Origin of the sequence: Lysinibacillus sp. FJAT-14745, from assembly GCF_001275675.1 — a bacterium.
In the GTDB taxonomy this organism is placed as follows: domain Bacteria; phylum Bacillota; class Bacilli; order Bacillales_A; family Planococcaceae; genus Lysinibacillus.
Genome location: NZ_LITM01000005.1, coordinates 89,231 through 112,730 on the forward strand (window position 1 = coordinate 89,231; position 23,500 = coordinate 112,730).

At 35.9% G+C, this 23,500-nt stretch carries 20 protein-coding genes, 2 pseudogenes and 1 riboswitch; of the genes and pseudogenes, 4 read left to right on the forward strand and 18 right to left on the reverse strand.

Features of this window, described 5'->3' with window-relative positions; translation table 11 throughout:
* Positions 1-59: 59 nt before the first annotated feature.
* The 5 genes from AMS59_RS07810 to AMS59_RS26925 form a co-directional block, all read right to left on the reverse strand.
* A complete protein-coding gene (locus tag AMS59_RS07810) occupies positions 60-689 on the reverse strand; it encodes an ABC transporter transmembrane domain-containing protein (RefSeq protein ID WP_053483193.1) in 630 nt (209 codons plus the stop codon).
* 35 nt (positions 690-724) lie between these two features.
* Positions 725-1,996 (reverse strand): hypothetical protein, encoded by a 1,272-nt coding sequence (locus tag AMS59_RS07815; protein WP_053483194.1) that lies wholly within the window; start codon positions 1,994-1,996, stop codon positions 725-727.
* Between the two features lie 673 nt (positions 1,997-2,669).
* Entirely contained in the window at positions 2,670-3,533 is an 864-nt protein-coding gene (locus AMS59_RS07825) for an ABC transporter ATP-binding protein (RefSeq protein WP_053483196.1), read from the reverse strand.
* Positions 3,517-3,804, reverse strand: a complete 288-nt coding sequence (locus tag AMS59_RS07830; protein ID WP_156304587.1) for an SPASM domain-containing protein — start codon at positions 3,802-3,804, stop codon at positions 3,517-3,519. Before AMS59_RS07830 ends, AMS59_RS07825 begins: the two co-directional genes overlap by 17 nt.
* Complete coding sequence (locus AMS59_RS26925; protein WP_156304588.1) at positions 3,792-3,926, reverse strand: freyrasin family ranthipeptide; 135 nt, start codon at positions 3,924-3,926, stop codon at positions 3,792-3,794. The genes AMS59_RS07830 and AMS59_RS26925 overlap by 13 nt, the downstream gene beginning before the upstream one ends.
* A gap of 276 nt (positions 3,927-4,202) precedes the next feature.
* On the opposite strand from AMS59_RS26925, the pseudogene AMS59_RS07835 reads away from it, so the two are divergent.
* Positions 4,203-4,400: pseudogene (locus tag AMS59_RS07835) on the forward strand (LuxR C-terminal-related transcriptional regulator); the annotation flags it as partial.
* A gap of 50 nt (positions 4,401-4,450) precedes the next feature.
* Positions 4,451-4,528, forward strand: a pseudogene (locus tag AMS59_RS24955) (nicotinate-nucleotide--dimethylbenzimidazole phosphoribosyltransferase); the annotation flags it as partial.
* 952 nt (positions 4,529-5,480) lie between these two features.
* Here the strand turns inward: AMS59_RS24955 and AMS59_RS07840 are convergent.
* The gene (locus AMS59_RS07840; protein WP_053483199.1) at positions 5,481-6,902 is read right to left on the reverse strand and encodes an erythromycin esterase family protein; all 1,422 of its coding nucleotides are present in this window, start codon (positions 6,900-6,902) and stop codon (positions 5,481-5,483) included.
* 284 nt (positions 6,903-7,186) lie between these two features.
* Positions 7,187-7,855 (reverse strand): YitT family protein, encoded by a 669-nt coding sequence (locus AMS59_RS07845; RefSeq protein WP_053483200.1) that lies wholly within the window; start codon positions 7,853-7,855, stop codon positions 7,187-7,189.
* Between the two features lie 135 nt (positions 7,856-7,990).
* Between AMS59_RS07845 and AMS59_RS07850 the strand changes: the two genes are divergently transcribed.
* Together AMS59_RS07850 and add are read left to right on the forward strand one after the other, a co-directional pair.
* On the forward strand, positions 7,991-8,866 hold the full coding sequence (locus AMS59_RS07850; RefSeq protein WP_053483201.1) for a LysR family transcriptional regulator: 876 nt from the start codon (positions 7,991-7,993) through the stop codon (positions 8,864-8,866).
* Positions 8,867-8,986: 120 nt separating this feature from the next.
* Positions 8,987-9,085: riboswitch (purine riboswitch) on the forward strand.
* Between the two features lie 65 nt (positions 9,086-9,150).
* A complete protein-coding gene (add, locus tag AMS59_RS07855; RefSeq protein WP_053483202.1) occupies positions 9,151-10,143 on the forward strand; it encodes an adenosine deaminase in 993 nt (330 codons plus the stop codon).
* 106 nt (positions 10,144-10,249) lie between these two features.
* Here the strand turns inward: add and AMS59_RS07860 are convergent, their stop codons facing one another.
* From AMS59_RS07860 to AMS59_RS07910, 11 genes are all read right to left on the reverse strand, one after another.
* Positions 10,250-10,552, reverse strand: coding sequence for a rhodanese-like domain-containing protein (locus AMS59_RS07860; protein ID WP_053483203.1), 303 nt, complete (start codon positions 10,550-10,552; stop codon positions 10,250-10,252).
* Between the two features lie 99 nt (positions 10,553-10,651).
* Entirely contained in the window at positions 10,652-10,882 is a 231-nt protein-coding gene (gene hfq / locus AMS59_RS07865) for an RNA chaperone Hfq (RefSeq protein WP_053483204.1), read from the reverse strand.
* 90 nt (positions 10,883-10,972) lie between these two features.
* On the reverse strand, positions 10,973-11,875 hold the full coding sequence (gene miaA / locus AMS59_RS07870) for a tRNA (adenosine(37)-N6)-dimethylallyltransferase MiaA (RefSeq protein WP_053483205.1): 903 nt from the start codon (positions 11,873-11,875) through the stop codon (positions 10,973-10,975).
* Positions 11,862-12,776 (reverse strand): alpha/beta fold hydrolase, encoded by a 915-nt coding sequence (locus tag AMS59_RS07875; RefSeq protein WP_053483206.1) that lies wholly within the window; start codon positions 12,774-12,776, stop codon positions 11,862-11,864. Before AMS59_RS07875 ends, miaA begins: the two co-directional genes overlap by 14 nt.
* Positions 12,777-12,779: 3 nt before the next feature.
* On the reverse strand, positions 12,780-14,426 hold the full coding sequence (locus AMS59_RS07880; protein WP_053483623.1) for a glycerol-3-phosphate dehydrogenase/oxidase: 1,647 nt from the start codon (positions 14,424-14,426) through the stop codon (positions 12,780-12,782).
* A 179-nt stretch (positions 14,427-14,605) separates the two neighbouring features.
* Positions 14,606-16,492 carry a DNA mismatch repair endonuclease MutL gene (gene mutL, locus AMS59_RS07885; RefSeq protein ID WP_053483207.1) on the reverse strand — a complete coding sequence of 629 codons (1,887 nt, stop codon included), beginning with the start codon at positions 16,490-16,492 and terminating at the stop codon, positions 14,606-14,608.
* A 14-nt stretch (positions 16,493-16,506) separates the two neighbouring features.
* Positions 16,507-19,095 (reverse strand): DNA mismatch repair protein MutS, encoded by a 2,589-nt coding sequence (mutS, locus tag AMS59_RS07890; protein WP_053483208.1) that lies wholly within the window; start codon positions 19,093-19,095, stop codon positions 16,507-16,509.
* Between the two features lie 119 nt (positions 19,096-19,214).
* Positions 19,215-19,829: an outer spore coat protein CotE gene (cotE, locus tag AMS59_RS07895; RefSeq protein WP_234007711.1), complete on the reverse strand. Its 615-nt coding sequence runs from the start codon at positions 19,827-19,829 to the stop codon at positions 19,215-19,217.
* Positions 19,830-20,024: 195 nt separating this feature from the next.
* Positions 20,025-20,462 (reverse strand): RicAFT regulatory complex protein RicA family protein, encoded by a 438-nt coding sequence (locus tag AMS59_RS07900; protein WP_053483209.1) that lies wholly within the window; start codon positions 20,460-20,462, stop codon positions 20,025-20,027.
* Positions 20,463-22,007, reverse strand: coding sequence for a tRNA (N6-isopentenyl adenosine(37)-C2)-methylthiotransferase MiaB (gene miaB / locus AMS59_RS07905; RefSeq protein WP_053483210.1), 1,545 nt, complete (start codon positions 22,005-22,007; stop codon positions 20,463-20,465). It abuts the gene before it with no gap.
* A 227-nt stretch (positions 22,008-22,234) separates the two neighbouring features.
* Positions 22,235-23,485 carry a hypothetical protein gene (locus AMS59_RS07910; protein ID WP_053483625.1) on the reverse strand — a complete coding sequence of 417 codons (1,251 nt, stop codon included), beginning with the start codon at positions 23,483-23,485 and terminating at the stop codon, positions 22,235-22,237.
* Between the last annotated feature and the right edge of the window lie 15 nt (positions 23,486-23,500).

Here is a 23,500-nt window from a genome sequence, read left to right on the forward strand (position 1 = left end):
CATGTCTTCGTTTTTACTCTAAAAAGGCGGAATAATAAATCTGAAATTTCAGTTAAAATTCATGCGACGGTAGTGAATTTAAAAGACGATAAAAGTTCTCCTAAATAGGTTAAATAATGATCTAAATCTTTCTTTATGTGAGTATCCATCATCCTTATCCTTTTTCCAAAATATTTAAAAATGATGATCGCTAAAGGACATGATAGGAATAAAATAGATGCTAAAATTATATTAATATTTATCAATATAACAATTACTATTATTATGCTAATAAAATCTATTACTATGCTTAAAAACTCAGAAACTACCTCAGAAAATGCTTTCGTATCATTTTCTATTTTATTCATTAATTCGCCTTTAGCTTTCAATTGATACTCATCCATGTCCATTTTCATTATTCGTTTAATCATTTTTAATTTGATATCCATTTGTATATAGCATGCAAATTTCGCCAAGTAATATTTTTGGATTATTTTAAAAAAAAGATTAACAAGAAAAAGTAAAGCCATAAAAATAATCATGTTTGATGCACTATTGAGATCCTTTACTGTTATAAAATCAATAAATTTACCGAATAATAGAGGATGAACTATACCTAATATCATTGAAAGGCCCATTAAAATATTTACTAGAAATAATTTTGTTTTATATATACTTGTATATCTAAATACTTCTACTAATATTCTCATGAATAAATGTTCGGTCCCCCTATGCAAAGCTACTATTAAATTGCTTTTAACTTTACAATATACTGATATGCATTTTTCGGATTCTCATTCAAAACATTTAAGAAATTTTTAACATATAACTCAGTAGTATTAAATTCTAGACTTTCCATTGACTCTTTTTTAACGTTACTAAAGAGTGAACTTTTGTTAGTTAGTATAACCTTTTGTTCAATGATTTTTTTCAAAATCTCGTAGCAATTTGTTTGTTCTTTAGTCTTCCATGTCTCACTCATTAATGTATTAATAATATCCTCTGTAATGTTATAGCCATAATTAAATTCAAAAAATTTATTTGAATAAGGACGTATCTCAACTATATCTCCCGAAGTACTAATTATATTTTCTATCCTATCTTTACTTGGGATACTATAAACTCTAGTAATTTTTAACGTATCATATATTTTGTTCCCTACACCAAATCCCTTCATTTCTCGTGTAATATCTTTGTATACGGATGCATAATTGTTTGCTTTTTCTTGGCTAACACCTTTGTACTCTACAGTAAATTCTTCAAACGTGTAGCTTTGATAAGGCTTAATTAAAAGCTCTTTCTCTTTATATCCCTCATACAAATGCAAACTAAATAAAATTAATAACATAATACTTATAAAGCAACCGGCGACCCACTTTTCTTTTGGGATGCTTGCCCTTTTACTAAATAAAATTGCAGCAGCTATAGATCCTAAACATATCGTTAAAACACCCATTAGATTTAAAGAATTAATATAATCTGGATACATAAAATTAAGTGTAGGGGCTATATATTGAATCATTTCTAATTTATAACCATGCATTAGCATTAATAAAAAATAGATGATAACAATCATAATAATTGACACTGACTGATTAGAAAAAATAGTCGAAAACAAAAACGCTATTGATATAGCGAAGAATTGGAAAATAGAAGCTATAAGCAAAATTTTACAAATAGGAGTCTCTGCATAAATGTATTTCTCAAACCCAACTAATAACATTAATGCAGGAATTGTCAGTATAAAGCTAAATAACCATTGCCATAATATTAGTGTTCTATTTGACAGTGGCGAAATCATAAATATTTTTTCTACTTGATATCGTTGATGTAGTGTAATTATTTGGGTAGTTAGTACACTAGAAAAAATGCCATACATCGGTATCAATGCTTGAGCATCACTCGCTGTAAAGAAAAATTGAGAGATACACAATATAACGACTACGGCATAATAAGTTAACAAATAATCACTTCGAATGACAACTTTTGACCAAAATAAAAGGATATCCTTCATCATCCATTCACCCTTCTATTAAAAAGAAACACATTCCCAAATATGAATAGCATTCCAATACATAAAAAAACTATCCTCTTTAAATTAAAAATCAGTTCGCTCATTTGTTTTAGCATAAAATCAGGATTAAACCATATAGAGAAATAAGGTGAATTTAAATATATACTTATCACCAAATACAATATTGATAAAATATGTAAATATATTGTTCGTTTTAAATAAAAGGAAATAAAAAAACTAAAAGCGACACAGTAGAGGATAGAACTGAAAACATGAAATAACGTAATAATAAGTAAGCTAATTGGTATTTCCCTTGCATAGTACATAAAATAACCTAGATAAAAGAGAAAAATGTAAAGAGAAACAAAAATAAAAACAGCTATTATTTTAGCTAATATATACATAGTCCTCTTTTTTAACTTCAGCAGGATAACAGCCTTCTCAAATGGCTGTAGATAGCCCTTCCACACATATGAAACAAGGCTTGGTATTAGAATAAGTAGGAAAATCATTTGTAACTGAAGCGTTCCGTACCATTTTTCATGAGCGGTCCCATTCGAGTCTAAGCTGTTCATCACAACAGGAAGAGCAAACATAATAAGTATTAGACATATGAAAATCGCACGGCTTTTTATTAGTCTTTTAAGCTCAAAGTTCATTAAATTTGGTAATTCTTTCATGCTGATATCTCTTTTCTATTAATATAAATATAAGCATCCTCTAAGGTAGGATCCGTCTCTATACTTCCTGGAATTGGACTATCTGCAATGTAACGAATTTCAATGCTGTTTCCTTTATCCTGTAACGATACAAATAATTCAGCCTGAGGTATTTCATCTTCCATAATATTATAAAGCCAAACTTTCCCTCGAACTTGATCAATAAGGTTAATTGTGCTACCTATGTAATTCACCCGCCCCTTTTGTAGCACCATCAAATTTTTACATGTGGAAGCTATATCTTGAACAATATGTGTAGAAAGTAAAATGATTTTATCTCGACTAATTCGGGTAATTAAATTTCGAAATGAAATGCGTTCATGAGGGTCTAAACCTACAGTCGGTTCATCAATGAGTATTATTTTTGGATTACCGATTAAAGCTTGAGCAATACCAAAACGTTGCTTCATTCCACCTGAAAGCTCCTGAATATATTTTTTACGTTCATTTAATAACCCCACTTCTTGAAGCCTTACATTGGCTTCATTTAACCGAGTCTCTCTATCGTTAATCCCTTTTAGCTTACATAAATAATCGAAAGCCTCCTCTAAAGTAACTTTCGGAAAAAAATCGAATTTTTGCGGAAGATAACCTAATATTTTACGAACTTCTTCAGGGTTTTTTTTCAAATTTATCCCCGCCACTTCAACTTCACCATGATTAAATGGCTGTAAAGTGGATATTATTTCCATTAAAGTTGTTTTCCCTGCACCATTTTCACCCAATAAACCAAAAACTCCGTTATGAATTTCTAAAGAAATATTATCTAATACTTTTATTTTTTTATAACTTTTAGCTAAATTCTTAATTTTGATTTCCATTTTTAACGAGCTCTTTCATATTTTTCTTTTCCAACAATATTTCTCTTTGTTCTTCTGTTAAACGTAAATATAAATATAGTGTAGCCTCTAATTGCTTTTGAGTTAAAATACAATAATGTATAGGGGGTGTTGTTACTTTACCTGTCAAATCTAAATTCTCATGATGACATCCACCACCACATAAATTTTTTGCCCAGCAATTAGTGCAATTTAATCGGTTTGAGATATGCGGTTCTACCAAAAAATCGGATTTGGAAATCAAGTTTCCCATCCTCCAGAACACCCCCAATCCATCGAATCGCACTTATTACAGTAGTCTTTTGTATCACAAAAAACACACCATTTAGAACGAGATTCTGCAGTATTGAACCCGTGATTAAATCTCTTTAACATTTTTCTACCTCCTTAAATATTAATGACAAAACAATTGACTATTAGGTATTAATATGTATTCACCAATTTGGTTTATAGTTCAAATTTAACAAAAATCAAAAAGAAATATATCCGTATATGACGCAATTTTGGTTATTACTAATTAGATTTTTGGAAATTTGTCACTTTCTATACGCTTTAAAATGTTAAATTATATCCAAAATGTAGAATAAAATGGAATTTACTGATACGATATCACATGAAAATGAATGATGGGAGTGTTTTCGTATGATTAATCTAACGCCTAAAGAACTTGAAATCTTAAAACGAATTGCAGAAGATAAAACAAATAGTGAGATTAGTGTAGAATTAGGGATAAGTAAGAGAACCGTGGAGTATCATATCTCATCTATTATTCGTAAATTAGATGTAGATACTCGTTTAGGGGCTGTCGTTACAGCTATTAAACTAGATCTATTAGTATTAAATAAGTAACAGCCACTGTGCTTCACTTTTAAAAAAACTATTTTGCAAATGTCACACTAATGAATATGCGATTAGGTGAGAGCTCTGGTGCTGCTTTAGCCTTTCCTATTTTGGACGCAGCTTGCTCGTTTTTTTAAGTACTGTTTTTTTTATAATTCCTGAACAAGTGAATACTGTACCTGTACTTGCCAAATAGTAACTGTTTATTTGAGCGTTTAGAACATTGAATCAATTCGATTTTTGAACCCTTTGAGGAGATTAATAAATAAAGTAATCCACTACTTATTACGAATATCGAGAATTTGTGAAGAATCATACTTTCACTAAATAGGCAGGTTAGTTGGGGAAACTGATATAATTAAACTAAAAGAATAGAAGTAATAAGTATTTACAGGCGTGTTGATTAGGAAAAAATAAGTTTATTATTGAGCGATAAAAGGATTTTTTCGTTACCACTTTTCCAATATATTTACATTTTAACTGATTGTAGCGTAGGGCTACTCGACTCCCGCGGGAAAGCGAGACAGACGAGACCCTGCACGGAGCGAAGCGGAGGAAGCGGCTCGACGCTCGCCCGCAGGAAAGCGAGTAGCCCGTAGCGGAAATCAGCCTCTTTGGATGTATAAAAATGGTTAATCAACACACCTGAAGTATTTATATAATTTTTTAATAAAATGTTTGAGTATAATTTAATATGGGGTAGTGTCCTGAAAATGCGGATTTACAACGTTAAGATATTTGAGACATTAAGAAGTCTTTATTCTCAATAATTCACTTTTATCTCAATAGGGTTGCTCTATTGGAACGAACTAAAAAACATTGAGATTACAAGACTTCTTATCCTTATCGTTTTATAAACGCAAAATCCTGACTCTACCACTTGATGAGGGTAATGACTAAGTGGCAAATGGTGCTGTTGATGTGGTGGGATATTAGCTGCAGTCCGTCTATAATGCGGCTAGATAGGTTTTAGATACCCTGATGGAATGAGCTGCTTCGATAGTTTGCTATTTCTACATTTTTATTAAAAGCCCAATTCGTTCAACTAATAATCAGTGGAGATGATGAAAGTCCCCACTGATTAAAGTTTCACTTTATATAATTTGGCTTACTTACTTTATCAATTAGTAGAATGCCATCATATTGATCGCGTGGAACTAGACTTTCCTCCATGATTCCCCAGCTATATGATAAGCGTGGCTCAAACATCCATGAGTTCCCTCGTTCATTTTGACGGCTGCGTAAGTCGATAAATGTGTAAGGTTCATTTGTCGATGAAAGAATATCCTCGATTGATCCTTTTATTGGTGGTAAGACAGACATTGGTTCGCGCAGATTGTTTGCAGTCTCACCACTAGCCATATAAAGACCAAGTACATAGCTATATTTTTTGTAGATATCTGGTAGACGTTCACCCATTAATTTTACAGAATCAGGGGAACCCTTTACTTCGGATTGTGCTTTACGAATATGGTCATTATGCGCCCAGACTATAAACTTTTCAGTTGGATAGATATCTTCCGCTAACCAAAGTAGGTTTTCCATCATCGCTTGATCACGCCATTCCATTGTCTTTAAATAAGAATCATATTTATCTTGTTCAAGTTCAATAGTTGTTTTAATTGATAATTCTACATATTCCTCCGCTAAACGAATACGGTCAGCAAAAGTACGTTCCATAAGCTTTACAATATGAGGCTCGCTTGGATAAGCCGCTTTTAACTCTTTTTCTTTAAGCGGTACTTGTGATTTTACTTGTTTATATATTGCAATAATGTTTGGTTTTACTTTTTGATAGCCCTTTAAATCATTACTGTAGCTCCATTCTGCAAGTTGCTTCTCTGCTTCACCGAACTGTTTAGCAAGCTGACTATTTTGTAGCCAGTCACCGTTCGTAAACTCACCTTGCTGTTGAATATCAAAGCCTGCTAATTTTAATGGTTTATCTGTATTCTGTGTTTTTTTACTATATTCAAATAACGGTAGTGTTTCTTTTGTCCACCATACACGGAAAATAGCATCCTTCATCGTTTGTTGTGCTGTTTGTTTATCAATATTACCTTGGGCATTCATGGCATTCCCCAAACCACTTTCAAAGGCAAGAACGTTATAGCCCATTTCTTGGTGTAAAAATTGAATAATACGTGTTTTTGCTAGATTAAATTCAGCCACACCATGAGAACTTTCCCCTAAAAAAACGATGCGCTTATCATGCAATAAAGACTTTAGCATCTCTAAATCTTCAAATTTAGTAGATGGAATGTTTTGTTGACCAATTGCTTCAGGTTGAATAGATGTTAAGCTGTAAGCATGATCGTTTGTCCACTTTTTCCACTCTTGAAGTGTTTCATTGGATGTGCGGGCTTGCGTTGCTTCCGAATTATTCTCTAATTCGCGCTCTTCTATTGCCGGAACTGCTGCTGAAACATTTGAAACTCCGTTAAACGCTACAAAGCTTGTTAGAGCTATACTTAATGAAAATAAAGTCTTACGTTTCTTACCTTTTGTCACTCTCAATCAGTCCTTTTCTATGTATTAAGACCAATTTTAAGCAAGTAAGTTTAAATTTCGTTTAATTTTTGTTTAAATTTGGCTTATTAATATAATTTTGGTTCATCATCAAAGTTGTGGATGACATTTTTTTAATATATACCTTGTATATTAGTTGATTGGAGTGAAGGTTGGGCGACAGTTATTCAACAAACGGGTGCGTATGATTAGTGTTTTGCCCTTCTTTACTAAATGTACATTTACAAATTAGACATTCCCCTTTCCTTGTACTTTACTATGATTCCTTAGGCAGTCTTCTCTGTTTTAAATACCCAGTGTTGAAGAGTTGGTTGATATTTTGGTAACATCCATCCCAAAATTTTTCCGATAAAATAGGCAGCAATTAGTGTACCAATTCCGATTGATCCTAATGATTGAATGAAAATTACACAGATTGCACCAGCCACACAAATATTTATTAAATCGCTTAAAATTTTTGCTTGACCGAATTTCAAATTAAACTTTTCACTTATTGCATAAGTTAACGCATCGTACGGCATTAATGGTAGTTTCGCTGTTGTATAGCCCATTAAACCGACTGCTATAACAAATAAACTAACAATTAAATATACACTTCGAGCAAAGATGGTTTCAGGTGTTGGAAAAAGTTGTACAATGAAGAGCGTTGCATCCATAAAAGAACCAAATAGAAATGAAATAATGAATTGAACTGCAAATTCATTTAACGCCATTCGTTTATTTAATATTACTTGAATAATAATGTATAAAATATTTGCAAGTGCCATTGTCACACCAACCGATAAACCAATCGTTAGCGTACTTGCATATGCTAATGAAGACACAGGCGATACCCCAAATCCTGCTTGAATCGACATGCTAATGCCAATCGACATAAAAAATAACCCGATCACGTACAAGATGATACGCTTCAAGGTTCTGTTCAAATGATTCATAATATTTCTCACTTCCTAGTTAATATTAATATAAGCACTATAGCTATAGAATTAATAATAACGTCAAATTCAAGATACGAAAAATATATATATGATAAACTAATCATATCAAAAAACATATAACGGAGAGATGCAATGGATTTTCGACAATTACATTACTTTAAAGAAATTGTGAAACAAGGAAGTATTTCTAAAGCAGCAGAAGTGCTCCATATCGCGCAGCCGCCGCTTAGTCAGTTGTTAAAAAAGCTTGAAAATGATCTTGGCACAACTTTAATTCATCGATATCGTCAAAAATGGGAGCTTACAGAAACAGGTGAAATACTTTACCAATATGCCAATCAAATGCTAATGCAAATTCAAGATGTAAAGCAGCGAATTCAAGAAATTGAACAGGGTATAGCAGGAACAGTAAGTATCGGTGTATCGTCGACATGTTCGAATATGCTCATTGACTATATTAGTATGTTTAGAACACAAAATCCAAATGTTAAAATGAATATAGTAACAGGAAATTCAGAAGAATTATTAAAAAGGCTAGAACAAAGAGAAATTGATGTTGCCTTACTTTTACGATTGGGCAATAGTGATCAATATGAGATGAAAATATTAAAAAAACAACCAACCGCTGTAATTATTCCAACAAGTTGGGCAACATCGTTTTCATCACAGCATGTGACGATTGAACAGATTGCTCAGTTCCCATTCATTATGCTTGGGGCAATGGAAGGACTCTCCTTCCATGAAGACCTCTTCAAAGCGTTTGATGAACGTCAAGTCAAGCCAAATATCATTATCGAGTGTAAAGATATAAGGATGGTAGTAGCACTTGTTAGTAGAGGACTAGGATTATCCATTATTCCAAGGATGGATTACACATCGCAATTTTTAGAACATACAACGCTTTTTGAATTGAAACAATTTGATTTTCATTTAGAGCCTGTAATAGTAAAATTAAAAGACCAACAAATTTCCAAAGCAGCGTCTCAATTTTTGGAAACGGTTGATTAGATGATATGAGCAAAGTAAAGTGTAAATGTAGAATATTCTTTTAGAATAAACAAAATCATTTATCGGTGTTAAGAACCATGTTGACAATCCGAAATTTTTTTATTATCATATTAAAAATCGTGAATGAATTCAATAATATCTCGTATAACCCCAATAATATGGTTTGGGGGTCTCTACCAGGAACCGAAATTCCTGATTACGAAGAAAGTACAAATCTTGTATTTTCTTTGTAGTCAGGAATTTTTTTGTATTTTAATCTAAAATTTTATTTCCGGAGGTCAAAAATGAACTTTTTAACATTACCAAAAATTGAACTACACTGTCATTTAGATGGAAGCCTTAGGGCTGAAACTATTATCGATATTGCACAGAAGGAAGGCATTCAGTTACCCTCTTTTGATACGAATGAACTGCAAAAGGAGCTGATTGCTCCGTTAGAATGTGAATCTCTTGATGAATATTTAAAAAGATTTTCTCTTCCTAATTTGGTCATGCAGTCTAAGGAGAACTTAAGAAGAATTATTTTTGAGCTATTTGAGGATGCTACAAGGGAAAATGTGAAATATTTAGAAGTCAGATTTGCCCCGTTACTTCACACATTACAAGGTCTTAGTGTTGAAGAGGTCATTCAAGCTGTTATAGAAGGGATGAGGGACGCTGAAAGCTGTTACGAAATAAAGGGAAATATTATCCTGTCTTGCATGAGGACGATGTCTGTAGAAAGCGCATTTGAGGTGGTTGAAAAGGGGAAAAAGTTCCTTGGAAAAGGTGTAGTGGCAATTGACCTATGTGCATCCGAAGAAGAGGGCTTCTGTGAAAAATTCGTAGATCCTATCGCATTAGCCAAAGAATATGGCTACAGAGTCACTATTCATGCCGGTGAAACGGGAATTGGTAAAAACGTTTTAGAGGCTGTTGAACTGTTGGGTGCTGAAAGAATAGGTCACGGAGTATTTATTAAAGATTGTGCCGAGGCTTATAAGATTGTGAAAGAAAGACAGGTTGTGCTTGAAATGTGTCCAACAAGTAATGTCCAAACGAAAGCTGTTCATCATTATTCTGAACATCCGATTTATAAGTTTCATAAAGATGGAATAAAAGTGACATTTAATACGGATAACAGAACAGTATCAGATACTACAATGGCTAAAGAAATCCATTTAGTTAACAATGAATTTAATCTAAGCGAAGAAGATTATCGACAAATTTATTTAAATAGTGTAGAAGCATCCTTTGCCGATCAAGAAACTAAAGAATGGTGCTTGGCACAATATTAATTCTCGTGTAGTGGCTGTTGTAATAGCTATTTAACAAGGCTTCAACCTAATATCAACTCGATTGTACAAGAAAAACCCTCGCCTAAACGAGGGTTTTAATCGATAATTATTTAAATTCTAACTCTCCATCATAAGCAAGCATGCCGCCTTCAAGGTTTGTTACGTCAAAGCCTTGAGCTTCTAGGTATGCACAAGCATTTGCTGAACGACCGCCTGCCTTGCAAACGATAATGTATGGCTTAGAAGCATCCAATTCACCTAAGCGCTCAGGGATTGTCCCAAGAGCAATGTGCTGAGCACCAGGGATCATGCCTTGTGCTACCTCATCATCTTCACGAACATCAATAATGTATAGGTCTTCGTTCGCATCTAATAGTTCTAATATTTCTGTTGTATCCATAGTTTTCATATGTGTAGTCCTCCAATATGTCGATTTCCTCTTACATTATAGCCTGAAGGCAAAAAAACAGCTAGTGTCATGAACACTAACTGTTTTACTCTAACGTTTCTATTCGTCTGTCTCTAAAAAATCTACTTGCTTTGCTGGAACAAATGTAGAAATAGCGTGTTTGTAAATGAGATGTTGCTTACTTTCAGCATCTAGTAATAATACTGTAAAATTATCATAGGATTTCACAGTTCCTTTTAACTGAAATCCGTTTAATAAAAACACAGTTACAAAAACATTGTTTTTACGTAGATGGTTTAAGAATGTATCTTGCAAGTTAATTGATTTCATCAAAATGCCTCCCTATACTCTCTTTCTACCTCTTCATTCCTATAGTAGCATGTTCTACCAATTTAGCAATTAGTGATTTTTAAGAATTAGTTAAAGTTTTTCGTCATTATGAACAAAATATACATCCATCTTGTTTCGGAAGTATGTTAGTTGTCTTTTCGCATAGCGGCGAGAATTTTGCTTTAAGCTGTCAATGGCTTCTTCTAAAGAACATTTTCCATCTAGGTAATCATATAATTCCTTGTAGCCGATTGCTTGGATTGACTGTACACCTCGTATATTTTGCTGCCATAAGCCTTTTACTTCTTCTAAAAGCCCTTGTTCCATCATTATATCGACACGAAGGTTAATACGATCATAAAGCACTTCACGTGACATATTTTGCCCAAGCCCTATAATCACATGATTGTAAAGTGGAACTTCTCCACGATTGTGCGCTTCGGATGCCTTTGAAACGCCACTAAGTTCAATCATCTCTAACGCTCGAATAACACGACGAGTATTATTGGAATGAATTGTCTCAGCTGTTTGTGGATCAAGTTTTTTAAGTTTAGCGTGCATTGCCTCTGGACCCAATTTCTCCAGTTCTGCATAATAGGCTTTCCGTGCCGCCTCATCTACCTGCTCCTCTGTAAATTGAAAATCATAGAGTACAGCCTGCACATATAAACCTGAGCCCCCTACGATAATCGGTAGCTTACCACGCGCTTGAATTTCTGCAATTTTAGCTCGCACTAATTTTTGATAGTCTGCTACTGAAAAGGACTCTGTTGGCTCTTTGAAGCTTAGTAAATGATGGGGTATACCCTCCATCTCTTCCTCAGTAATTTTCGCTGTACCAATATCTAAGCCTTGATAGATTTGCATGGAGTCGCCGTTGATGATTTCGCCGTTATATTTTTTTGCTAACTCAATGCTTAGTGCCGTTTTCCCAGAAGCAGTCGGCCCTACGATTGCTACGACCTCTGCCTGCTGTATTTTATCTTGTATCATATTTTTCTAACCACCGTAATAAAACTTGATAGACTGCCTCTTGATTGTCTTCGTTTAGGATTTCATGGCGCTTATCCTCAAATAAGTAGACCGTTACATCCTGTATACCCGCTTCTGTAAATTGTTGTGCAACAGTGTATACACCTTTGCCTTGCTCTCCTACTGGATCCTTACTACCACTTATCAATAATATAGGTAAGTCTTTTTTTGTTTTTGCTATCTCTTTTTTACGATTTAACGACATAAAACCTGTTGTTAAATCGACAAAAAATTGATGTGTTGGAATAAAGCCGCAATACGGATCATCGATATATTTTTGCACCTCGCCCTCTGCTGAACATAACCAATCATACGCAGTCTTCGAATTTGGGAACTGTTTATTAAAGCTACCAAAGCTCAGCTTATTTAACAATTTACTCTCCGTCTCTTTACCAAGCTGTTTGGCTAATACTTTTGCTACTAAATTCCCCATCGTATGCAATGCTGTAACATTCCCTGTTCCACAAAGAATCACATGATCCACTTGATCGCTGTACAATTGTATATATCTTCGAGTAATGAACGATCCCATACTATGACCAAATAAAATCAAAGGTACATCTGCAAATTGTTCATGCAATAATGTTACTACTTCATGTGCATCCTCTACGACACGATCAAATCCATTTTGTTCAGCAAAAAATCCTAATGTACCATTATAGGCTACTGTTTCTCCATGCCCTCGGTGATCATGCATTGTCACTGCATAGCCCGCTTCGTTTAGGCTATTGGCAAATTTAACATAACGTCCACTATGCTCCGCCATACCATGTAGAATATGAATATGACCAATACATGGCTTCGTTGGCTTTAATGTTCGAGTAAACAGAAAATGGCCATCTGACATTTCAATATAGCGCATTGCCTACACTCCTTCCTCCGCAAAATTTGTTGCATCTAAAATAGCTTGCTCTAGTTGAGCTACATAAGTACTTCTTTGTGACTCTGTATAGTTAAAATGTTGTTGCATAACTTGAATGACTTGCTTTTTATAACGTTTTACCGCATCAATATCGAAGTATAATAAGCCTGTTCGACGAATAAAGAAATCACTTGGTGTGTACACCATTTCCGCTTCTATTCCATAAAGTAGCATTGCATGTAGAGCAAGGGGCATCGTACTGCCATGTTCATGTAAATATTTTACCTGGTTATATAAAGCATCAACATTCGTGCCATATTTTTGTACAAGCTGTTTTGCTTCATCATAATTTAGACCATACTGCACGCCCTCTTTAGCTTTATACGTACTATAATCAGTGAAATTGATGGCATTAATGCCTTTTGCACCAGAAAGTGATAACTCACGTGTTACACATGGACTTGCGTGCTTATATTTATGGGTTTTCACAATTTTATCAACGATTGTTTCTGCCATTTGACGGTAGCCCGTTAGTTTGCCACCCGCAATCGTCATTAGTCCACTTGGAGCCGTCCATAGTTCATCTTTGCGTGAAATTTCGGATGGATCTTTCCCTTTTTCAAAAATAAGTGGACGCACACCTGCCCACGACGATTCAATCGTATCTCTTGAAATATTTGCAGTTGGAAAGACAGTTCTTGCAGCAGCAATTAAATAATCAACATCCTCTTTGGTAGCGACAGGATGTACAGGGTCTCCCTCGTAAACTGTATCTGTTGTCCCTACATAGGCTTTACCATCACGTGGAATTGCAAAGGCCATACGCCCATCCACTATATCAAAGTACACTGCTTGCCGTAATGGAAAATCCTTTTGATCAAGGACAATATGGACCCCTTTTGTGAGACGCAATTGTTTTTTATCTACTACTTTATCCTTTTGGCGTACCTCATCTACCCAAGGTCCAGTAGCATTGACGATTTGCGCAGCATGTACTTCGATCATTTTCCCTGTAACATGATCCTTCACTTGTACCCCAACAAGCTTTTTCTTCTCATATAAAAATTCTGTCATCTCCGCATAATTTAAACAAAGCGCGCCGTATTCCACAGCTTTTTTCAGCACTTCAATTGTCAGACGGGCATCATCTGTACGATATTCAACGTAATAGCCACCACCAATAAGCTCATCTCGATTGAGTAAAGGCTCGAGCGCTGCCGTTTCCTGAGCGTTTAACATTGTTCTACGCTCATGCTTTTTAACACCTGCTAATCGATCATATACCTTCAGTGCCATTGATGTTGTAAATGGTCCAAGTGAGCCCTTTTTATATAAAGGTAGTAACATTTTTTCAGGCGTTGTCACGTGAACAGCATTGTCATAAACAATTTCACGTTCACGCCCAACCTCAGCAACTACACCTACATCAAGTTGCTTTAAATAACGAAGTCCACCATGAATAAGCTTTGTTGAACGGCTTGATGTGCCAGCAGAAAAATCCTGCTTCTCAATCAAAGCGACTGATAACCCTCTAGATGCTGCATCAAGTGCAATGCCAGCACCAGTGATGCCACCACCAATGACTAAAACGTCAAAACTATATTGCTCTAAAAACTGCATAATTTTAGGACGATGCTCAAATGAAAACATACTCTTCTCCCCCATTAGCTCTAATTTGAAAATACGTGTATGCCAGCCTGTATAACTAGCAATAACTTTATGCATAGAAACTTTAACTTCATTTGTATTATGTTCTAATTGCCTTTTATGCAGCATGGACTGTTCATGTTGCTCTTGATTGTTCTTATAATAAATTGTTAGGCTTACAACTACATTACCCGTTTAAACATTTTTTCCACTTCATAAGTTGTAAAATGAATAAGTACTGGACGTCCGTGTGGGCATGTAAACGGATTGTCTGCATTGCGTAAATCTTGCAGTAACGTATCCATTTGCTCTTTCGTTAAATAATGATTGGCCTTTATTGACTTTTTACAGCTCATCATAATCGCTGCCGCCTCACGTAATTTTTTGACGTCTGCTTTTTTGGTTGTCAGCACCTGTTCAATTAAGTCCTCAATAATTTCCTGTTCTTTTCCCTTAGGGAACCAGCTAGGATGCTCTCTCACGACAAATGAAGCCTGTCCAAATTCCTCTAAAAATACGCCAACAGCTTCTAATTCCTGTCTATTTTCTCTTAATATAAGAGCCTCGTCAGCAGCATAATGGAAGGTCAATGGAAGCAATAAAGCCTGACGCTCATTTGGGTTCACCTGACCGACCTTTTCACGGAAAAATTCATATTTGATACGCTCTTGAGCGGCGTGCTGATCAATTAAATAAAAGCCATCCTCCATTTGTGCAACAATATACGTGCCGTGAATTTGCCCTACCACTTCAAGCGCAGGGAATGGTTCTTTAGCTGGCTCATCCTCTAGATTTTCCACTGGCTCCTCTAGCTTCACTTCTTCAGGATAATTTACTTCTTCAGGATGATTTACTTCTATCACTGGTGTCGGTTGCCAGCTATCTTCAATATCGGTAGGAACGGATTTAGGTTCTGGCACTATAGGCTCTAATGTATTCGACTCCTGAACAGTTTGCACATCATAAAGCTTTTCTACAATGGCATTCATTTTCTCCACATCAAGCTTTGGTGCTGGTTTCCATATATTTAACTGCTCCGTCGCAGGCTTTACCACTTTCTCCTTCTTTTCCATTAGTGGTACTCGAATAACATGGCGGATTTTCTCACGTATCGTTTCCTCAATAAGCTTAAGAAGCTCATGCTCTTTACTTAAACGTACTTGATGTTTGGCAGGATGGACATTGACATCTGTTAAATAAGGATCTCCCTCTATATAGAGCGCGACAATTGGAAAACGTTCAATGGGCAAATACGTATGATAGGCGTCTACAATCGCTTTTTGTACTAAATAATGTTTCACCCAGCGACCATTTACAAACAACGACATATAGTTTTTCGAAGCACGAGTCACCTCGGGTAATGATACGAAGCCAGAAATTTTATAATCATGTGACTCTCCATTGAATGCCACCATTTTCTTAGCATTATGCACACCGTAAATGGCAGCTAATACTTGTTGTACGTCACCTCGTCCATTTGTTTGTAACAATTGCTGGCCGTTATGCAGTAATCTAAACGCAATTTGTGGATTTCCGAGTGCAAGACGGTTCATCAAATCAATGGTATGTCCGAGCTCGGTCTGTATTGTTTTCATATATTTTAAGCGAGCAGGTGTATTGAAAAATAGCTGTGCCACTGTAATATCTGTTCCCTTGCGCAAAGGGCCAGGTTTATGTGTAGCAACATGCCCACCCTCAAGCTCTAAATACGTTCCTGATTCACCATTAGATGTAATGAGTGTCATTTTTGATACCGATGCAATAGAAGCTAATGCCTCACCACGGAAGCCAAGTGTACGAATTCGAAATAAATCATGCTCCTGATGAATTTTACTTGTCGCATGGCGAGAGTATGATATTAATGCATCCTCTTCATCCATACCACTACCATTATCAATTACTTGAATTGAAGTGAGGCCCGCTTCTAGTAAAAAAACATCAATGGACGTACTTCCTGCATCAATGGCGTTTTCAACAAGCTCTTTAACTACAGAGGCTGGTCTTTCAACTACTTCGCCTGCCGCGATTTTATTGGACAGCCACTCGTCCATAATTTGTATTTTTCCCATAGCGCATCACTCCTTTACTTTTTTGCGTTTATTAGTTGCTGCTGTAGTTCGTATAAAATATTCATCGCTTGCATTGGTGAAGTGCCCAGAATATTTACTTTTTCTAGGTTTTTAAGCACCTCAGACTCTGCTGGAGAAATTGGTTCTTCTTCCATAAATAGTGACATTTGCATTGGCTTTTCAGTGACCTGCATTGGCTTTTCAGCAATCTCCTGTGACACAGTCACTTCTTTTCCAGCCTCGAAGTTTTCAAGTAGCACTTGTGCTCTTGTTAAAATTTCCTCTGGCAATTGTGCAAGCTGTGCTACATGAATTCCGTAAGATTTATCGGCAGCTCCCTTTTTCACCTTATGCAAAAAGACAACCGTGCCATTTTTTTCAGTAGCAGATACGTGTACATTTTGCAGTCGGGAAAGCTCCTTTTCGAGTGCCGTTAATTCATGATAGTGAGTTGAAAACAGTGTATTTGCCCCAATTTTGTCATGGATGTATTCCATCATGGATTGCGCAAGACTCATGCCATCATAAGTAGAAGTCCCTCGACCAATTTCGTCAAACAGCATTAAACTATTTCTTGTAGCATGCGTAATCGCGTGCTGAGATTCTAACATCTCCACCATAAATGTTGATTGTCCCGCAGCTAAATCATCCGCTGCACCGATGCGTGTAAAGATCTGATCTGTAATTGGTAATCTAGCTTTTTCAGCAGGCACATAGCAGCCCATTTGTGCCATCACAACAATTAGTGCAACCTGACGCATATACGTACTTTTACCGGACATATTCGGACCTGTAATAAGCATCATATTATTATTTTCCTCAAGTACACAATCGTTTGGTACATACATTTGCTTATTGAGCATTTTCTCAACAACCGGATGACGCCCTTCAATAATTTCTAGTGAACGTCCGCCATGAAACTCAGGCTTCGTAAAACGATATTTCTCTGAAACACTTGCAAAGCTTAATAGTACATCTAGCTCACTAATGCTTGCCGCTAACGCTTGGACACGTGGAATAAACGCCTTTAATTCATCACGTATTGTCACAAATAAGTTATACTCTAATGTTAAACTTTCTTCCTCGGCATTTAAAATTAATGCTTCTTTTTCCTTAAGCTCTTGAGTAATGTAACGCTCAGCATTGGCCAAAGTTTGTTTACGTTCATAACGTGTTAAATCAGCTAAATGGATATTAGATTTCGTAATTTCAATATAGTAGCCAAAAATTCGATTGTAGCCGATTTTTAAGTTTTTAATGCCTGTTTTTATCCGTTCCTCTTGCTCTAGCTGCGCAATCCAATCCTTCCCATTACGAGAAGCATAACGTAGTTCATCCAAGCGCTCATCATAGCCATCTCGAATGACGTCACCCTCTTTAATCGTAATTGGAGGATTGTCTGTAATAGCACGAGCTAATAGTGCCTCTACATCCGCACACGTATCAAGTGCAGCGCCTAGCTTTTGCAACGTTTCTTTATTGGCACCAAGTAATTGCTGCTGAATGGCAGGTACTTGACGTAATGAATCACGTAGCTGTGCTAAATCACGTCCACCAACATTACCAAAAGCTACACGTCCAGCCAAACGCTCTAAATCATATACTTGTTTTAAAGAGGCTTGAAGTTCCGTTCTTACAAAATACTCCTCCAATAAATCAGTGACGTTTGCAAGTCTCGCTTCAATCGCAGAACGTGAAGCAAGAGGTTGGTGTAACCATTGCTTTAACTTTCGCCCTCCCATTGCAGTCACAGTATCATCTAGCAACCATAAGAGTGTGCCCTTTTGATCGCCTCCGCGAATAGATTGAATAAGCTCTAAATTACGTTTTGAACTAGAGTCAATACGTAAATAATTTTTCATTTCATTGTAAGTAAATGCTTGAATATGTGATAATGAACGCATTTGCGTTTTATCAATATAAGCTAGCAAACGAAGGCAAGCAATCTGTAAATCATTTGGCACCGCTTCTAAATAATGTGCAGCTTGATCCATTGTCATTTCATCTGTTCCAATAGAAAGAACAATACCTGCATTTACTGCATGCTCTGCTAATAGAAGTTGCAAACTTTCCGTGACAATTAATTCACGAATACCATATGCCTGCATTTGCAATAAAAGTGCTTTACCATCACCCTCAATTGAGGAGGCTACTGCTTCACCTGTAGATAAGTCTAAATAAGCGTAGCCATATGTCGTATCGTCGAATTGCTCCGCAGCACCAATAAAATGATTGGTTTTACCATCAAGCGACTTACCTTCCATGATCGTACCCGGTGTAATAAGCTGTACGACTTCTCGCTTCACTACACCCTTTGCTTGCTTTGGATCTTCTGTTTGCTCACAAATTGCAACCTTATAGCCCTTGTGCACAAGAGTTTCAATATAATTTCTTGCCGAATGATGCGGAACACCACACATTGGAATACGCTCTTTTGCACCCGCATCTCGGCTCGTTAATGTAATTTCTAAAAGTTGAGAAGCATTAATAGCGTCCTCAAAAAACATCTCGTAAAAATCGCCTAATCTAAAAAATAAAAAGGCATCCTTGTAATCTTCCTTTACCTGCAAATACTGTTGCATCATTGGTGTATATGTTGTCATTTTAAAATTTACCTCGCTCTAACCATATAGATATTTTTATTATAACAAAAGATACATGCGAAACGCTTAAATCACCTTTTTTAAGATGCTAGCGCTTCGCATGTATAAAATCTTTAGTATTATCTTGGTCTTTCATCAGGAAACGATGAGGACTCTAAAACATACCTACCTTCTTCACTTGAGCTAGAAGATGAGCTGGAACTGGAGCTAGATGAAGACGAGGATGAGCTCTCATCAAAGTTCCATTCCTCTTCGAAATCTAGTGGATGTACACTAATGCAAATCGTCGTTTCTCCCATTACCTCTACAACGAGTTCACGTTCTACTACGATTTCAAACTTCGTACCACATGGAGAAATGATTGCCTCTATGCAGTTTGGCTCTTGAATGACACGTACACGAACATCATCACCAGCACTCACTTCGCCTTCTCTAAAAGAAAGCTTCACTTTGTCTTTATAGTGCACCGTTTCAGAAAACACTGCTGTTTTCGAATGACTACTATAGGCATACCATACATTGACATCAAATTTCCCTGATACTTCTACAAATTTACCGACTTTTTTCGCGGAGCAAGTATGATTGATGACCCAGCAACCGAGAATACTTGTCGGTTTATTCGATGGACTTAATGTTACACGTTCTTCCGTTCTCTTCTTCCCTTTGGCAACTACTGCTCTCGTCACGATTTGTCGTAAACGTTTCAGCGCAATTCCTCCTTTGACTCTTTTCACTCCATCATATGCAGGTAGCGCCTATTGGGTGAACATATATTTTTATAGAATCAAATTACTGACTTTTTCATACTATGTTGTCTGAATTGCGCTAATTTCCACGAGTATTGGGATGTTTGGACACACCCGCTGAAAGAAGTTAAACACATAAAAATAGCCCGAATGCTGTCATTCGAGCTATTACTTCTATTATTTTTATGAGCAGCTACCTGGTCTTGAATTTGCTACTTGTGAGCCAGTTTCTCCATAAAGTAAATCCCCACCAGTTGAACGAATAATCTCATTTGTCACATTGTTAGCAATTGTGTTCGACACTAATTGCAATAAATCGTTTACATCACCTTGAGATTCTTTAAATTGTTGAACTACTGGGATTGCATTGATTTCTTCTTCGATTTTTTCGATTTTATCTTCAATTAATTTAAGCGCTTTTTCTTTTCCTAAGTGTTGGAAGTTAACAGCTTGTTTTTGTAGGCTTTTTAGACTCGCAATACGTTCACGTACTAATTGATTTTCATTAATTTGTGCTTCAGCCTTTTTGAAAAATTCAACTTCTGGCGTATTGGCAATCATATGCGCAATTTCGTGTGACTTCTTGATTAAATCATCTTTTGTATATAGTACTTGTGACATTTACGCTTCCACCTTTTCATTTTTTACTACTTCTACGAACTCACCACTTAGAGAATAAGAAGTAGCCTCAACTATTTTTACTTTCACTAATTGACCAATTAGATCTGCTGGCGCTTTAAAGTTTACAAGACGATTTTTACGCGTATAGCCAGCTAACACATCCTCGCGTTTTTTACTTGTACCTTCGACTAAGACTTCTACTATTTCACCCTTCAAGCCCTCTAATGCTTTGCGAGAGTATTCCCCTACAACCTCATTTAAACGGTGAAGACGTTCTTTTTTCACTTCTTCAGGTACATTATCCACCATTTTGGCGGCAGGTGTACCTTCACGAGGAGAATAAATATAAGTAAAGGCCATTTCAAAGCCTACTTCACGGTACAAGGATAATGTCTCCTCAAATTGCTCCTCTGTCTCATTAGGGTAGCCTACGATAATATCAGTCGTTAGTGTTACTTCCGGAATAGCCGCTTTAATTTTCGCTACTAATCCAAGGAAATGCTCACGTGTATACTTACGCGCCATAATTTTAAGCACATCATTTGAACCAGATTGTACTGGTAAATGAATATGTTCAACTAAATTACCACGTTGTGCAAGAACTTCGATTAAATGATCATCGAAGTCACGTGGATGACTCGTTGTAAAACGAATGCGTGGAATATCAATTTTTCGTAATTCATCCATTAAATCACCAAGTCGATATTCAATATCCTCAAAATCCTTACCGTAAGCGTTGACATTTTGCCCCAGCAACATAATTTCTTTATAACCCGCAGCCGCTAGTTCACGAACTTCAGCAATAATTTCCTCTGGACGACGACTACGCTCCTTACCACGCGTATAAGGTACAATACAATACGTACAGAATTTATCACAGCCGTACATAATATTTACCCAAGCTTTGATGGAGCCAAGACGTTTTTTCGGCAGATTCTCAATAACATCGCCTTCTTTAGACCAAACCTCAATGACCATTTCCTTAGACATATATGCTTCTTTTAAAATGTTCGGTAAACGGTGAATATTATGTGTACCAAACACCATATCGATATGTGGATAACTTCTTAAAATTTTATTGACAACGGATTCTTCCTGTGACATACAGCCACAAACCCCGATCAGCATTTCTGGATTTTTACGTTTATATTTTAGTAGGAAGCCCAGTTCTCCAAATACTTTGTTTTCTGCATTTTCACGGATAGCACACGTATTCAGTAGCACTACATCAGCTTCATCAATTACATCTGTAGGCGTATAACCTAGCTGCATAAAAATCCCAGCCATAACTTCCGTATCGTGCTCATTCATTTGGCAGCCATACGTACGAATATAAAAAGTACGTCCCGTGCCCATACCTGCAAACTCTTCTGCAATGTTAAAGTCCTTATGGTACTTAACTTCTTCTTTCCCACGTTTTTTAGCATCTTTTAATGAAGGTGCCGTAAAGACCGTTTCAAAATATTTACTATAATCCTTTTCAGGCTTATCTTCTTTTTTTGGTTGATTGACTTGTTGATTTGCTAAGCGTTGTTCTTCATTCATCGCAATCAGGTAACTCCTTTCAAACGAATTCCATACATTTGAATTCCCATTTTACTATTATACTTAATAATTGCAACATCCTACAAGGTTTGCGTACTAAATGTCGCGGTTTAGACTTAATTACTCTTAGCTACCTTACTTTTCCAAATATCGATACTTCCCCAAAAAGAATAGGACACCTTTGATAAGATTCTGTATCAAAGGGTGTCCCTGCACTTGGCTCGACCTTATTTGTAGTACTTTTTATATTTTAGATTCAAATAATAATTATATAGTTTTAGCTTTGTCCATCGTTTTATGTTCATATCTTCTCTAAAATATAAGGAATTCGAATATTCGCCCTTTTTTATTAATCGCTTAGCTTCTATTTTCAGTTTTTCATTTTTTAAACCTTTAAATAGCATCCTTTTTGGAATAAGTGACCACAAATGCTTTGTCTGTACATACGTTAGCTTTTGATTTTCATTGAATACATAATCATTAGCGACATACTGCATTAAATTATGACCACTCGCTGTCACGAAATAGCTAGAAGCGCCAGATCGTAAGTTCATTTCAAATATTTTATATTGCCCGTCACGAACATCTAGTTTCATGTCAAAATTGGCAAATCCATTATAGCCGATGTCTTCTAAAAAATAACGTATTTTGTCCATTAGCTGTTCATCGAAATCCGTCATAATCGCCAAAGAATTGCCAATATTTTGTGGTGAAGGATCTTCGAGAAGCTTGTTACCTAAACACATCAATTTAACTTTCTTATCCTTCCCTACGTAAACATCTAATACACGAATATAGGAATCATCACCTGGAATAAATTCTTGAAAAATTAAAGAATCTTTATACGTAGAGCTATAAATATTTTTAATAATCTGTTGCTGCTCTTCTTTATTTTTTACAAGAAATACTTTTTTCTTCTCAGGGAAGGAACAACTCGTATATTCGACTGCATTGGATGGTTTAATAATCATCGGATAATCGAATGGTACATCACTTATTGCATGATGCTCCTTTGTCACTACCACTGTTTTTGGATATTTAATATTATATAAATCACAACACTTATAAAACTCTTCCTTTGTTCGAATCCGCCTCATTAAATCCTCATCTATATATGGCAAAATAAAATATTGTTGTAGCGTCTGTTTATTGATAATGATAAGCTCCGCATAGTAACAATTACTTGCAAGTAAAATCAATTTCTTATTTTTGAACTGCTTTGCGATGTGGATTAAAGCTTGTACAAAATAAGCTGGTTCATCTAAACGGTCCACAGATTGAAAGTCGATGATTTGACTATTTTGAGTTGCTATTCCTCGTGCCCCACCTAGTAAGAGCGATCGAATGTTTTTGGTTTTCAAAGCTGGTTCTAAGACAAGGCTTTTTATTCGATACGCTTCGTAAAAGGAGCGGGCTACCCCATATGCATTGTGGCCCGATTGTATGATAACTGGCAAAAAAGTTTGATCTACTGTTATTGACAATTTACTCGC

Coding starts and splice junctions, on each gene's coding strand:
- AMS59_RS07810 (WP_053483193.1), bottom strand. CDS start 689: ATGAGAATATTAGTAGAAGTATTTAGATATACAAGTATATATAAAACA.
- AMS59_RS07815 (WP_053483194.1), bottom strand. CDS start 1,996: ATGATGAAGGATATCCTTTTATTTTGGTCAAAAGTTGTCATTCGAAGT.
- AMS59_RS07825 (WP_053483196.1), bottom strand. CDS start 3,533: ATGGAAATCAAAATTAAGAATTTAGCTAAAAGTTATAAAAAAATAAAA.
- AMS59_RS07830 (WP_156304587.1), bottom strand. CDS start 3,804: ATGGGAAACTTGATTTCCAAATCCGATTTTTTGGTAGAACCGCATATC.
- AMS59_RS26925 (WP_156304588.1), bottom strand. CDS start 3,926: ATGTTAAAGAGATTTAATCACGGGTTCAATACTGCAGAATCTCGTTCT.
- AMS59_RS07845 (WP_053483200.1), bottom strand. CDS start 7,855: ATGAATCATTTGAACAGAACCTTGAAGCGTATCATCTTGTACGTGATC.
- AMS59_RS07850 (WP_053483201.1), top strand. CDS start 7,991: ATGGATTTTCGACAATTACATTACTTTAAAGAAATTGTGAAACAAGGA.
- add (WP_053483202.1), top strand. CDS start 9,151: ATGAACTTTTTAACATTACCAAAAATTGAACTACACTGTCATTTAGAT.
- AMS59_RS07860 (WP_053483203.1), bottom strand. CDS start 10,552: ATGAAAACTATGGATACAACAGAAATATTAGAACTATTAGATGCGAAC.
- hfq (WP_053483204.1), bottom strand. CDS start 10,882: ATGAAATCAATTAACTTGCAAGATACATTCTTAAACCATCTACGTAAA.
- miaA (WP_053483205.1), bottom strand. CDS start 11,875: ATGATACAAGATAAAATACAGCAGGCAGAGGTCGTAGCAATCGTAGGG.
- AMS59_RS07875 (WP_053483206.1), bottom strand. CDS start 12,776: ATGCGCTATATTGAAATGTCAGATGGCCATTTTCTGTTTACTCGAACA.
- AMS59_RS07880 (WP_053483623.1), bottom strand. CDS start 14,426: ATGTTTTCATTTGAGCATCGTCCTAAAATTATGCAGTTTTTAGAGCAA.
- mutL (WP_053483207.1), bottom strand. CDS start 16,492: ATGGGAAAAATACAAATTATGGACGAGTGGCTGTCCAATAAAATCGCG.
- mutS (WP_053483208.1), bottom strand. CDS start 19,095: ATGACAACATATACACCAATGATGCAACAGTATTTGCAGGTAAAGGAA.
- AMS59_RS07900 (WP_053483209.1), bottom strand. CDS start 20,462: ATGTCACAAGTACTATATACAAAAGATGATTTAATCAAGAAGTCACAC.
- miaB (WP_053483210.1), bottom strand. CDS start 22,007: ATGAATGAAGAACAACGCTTAGCAAATCAACAAGTCAATCAACCAAAA.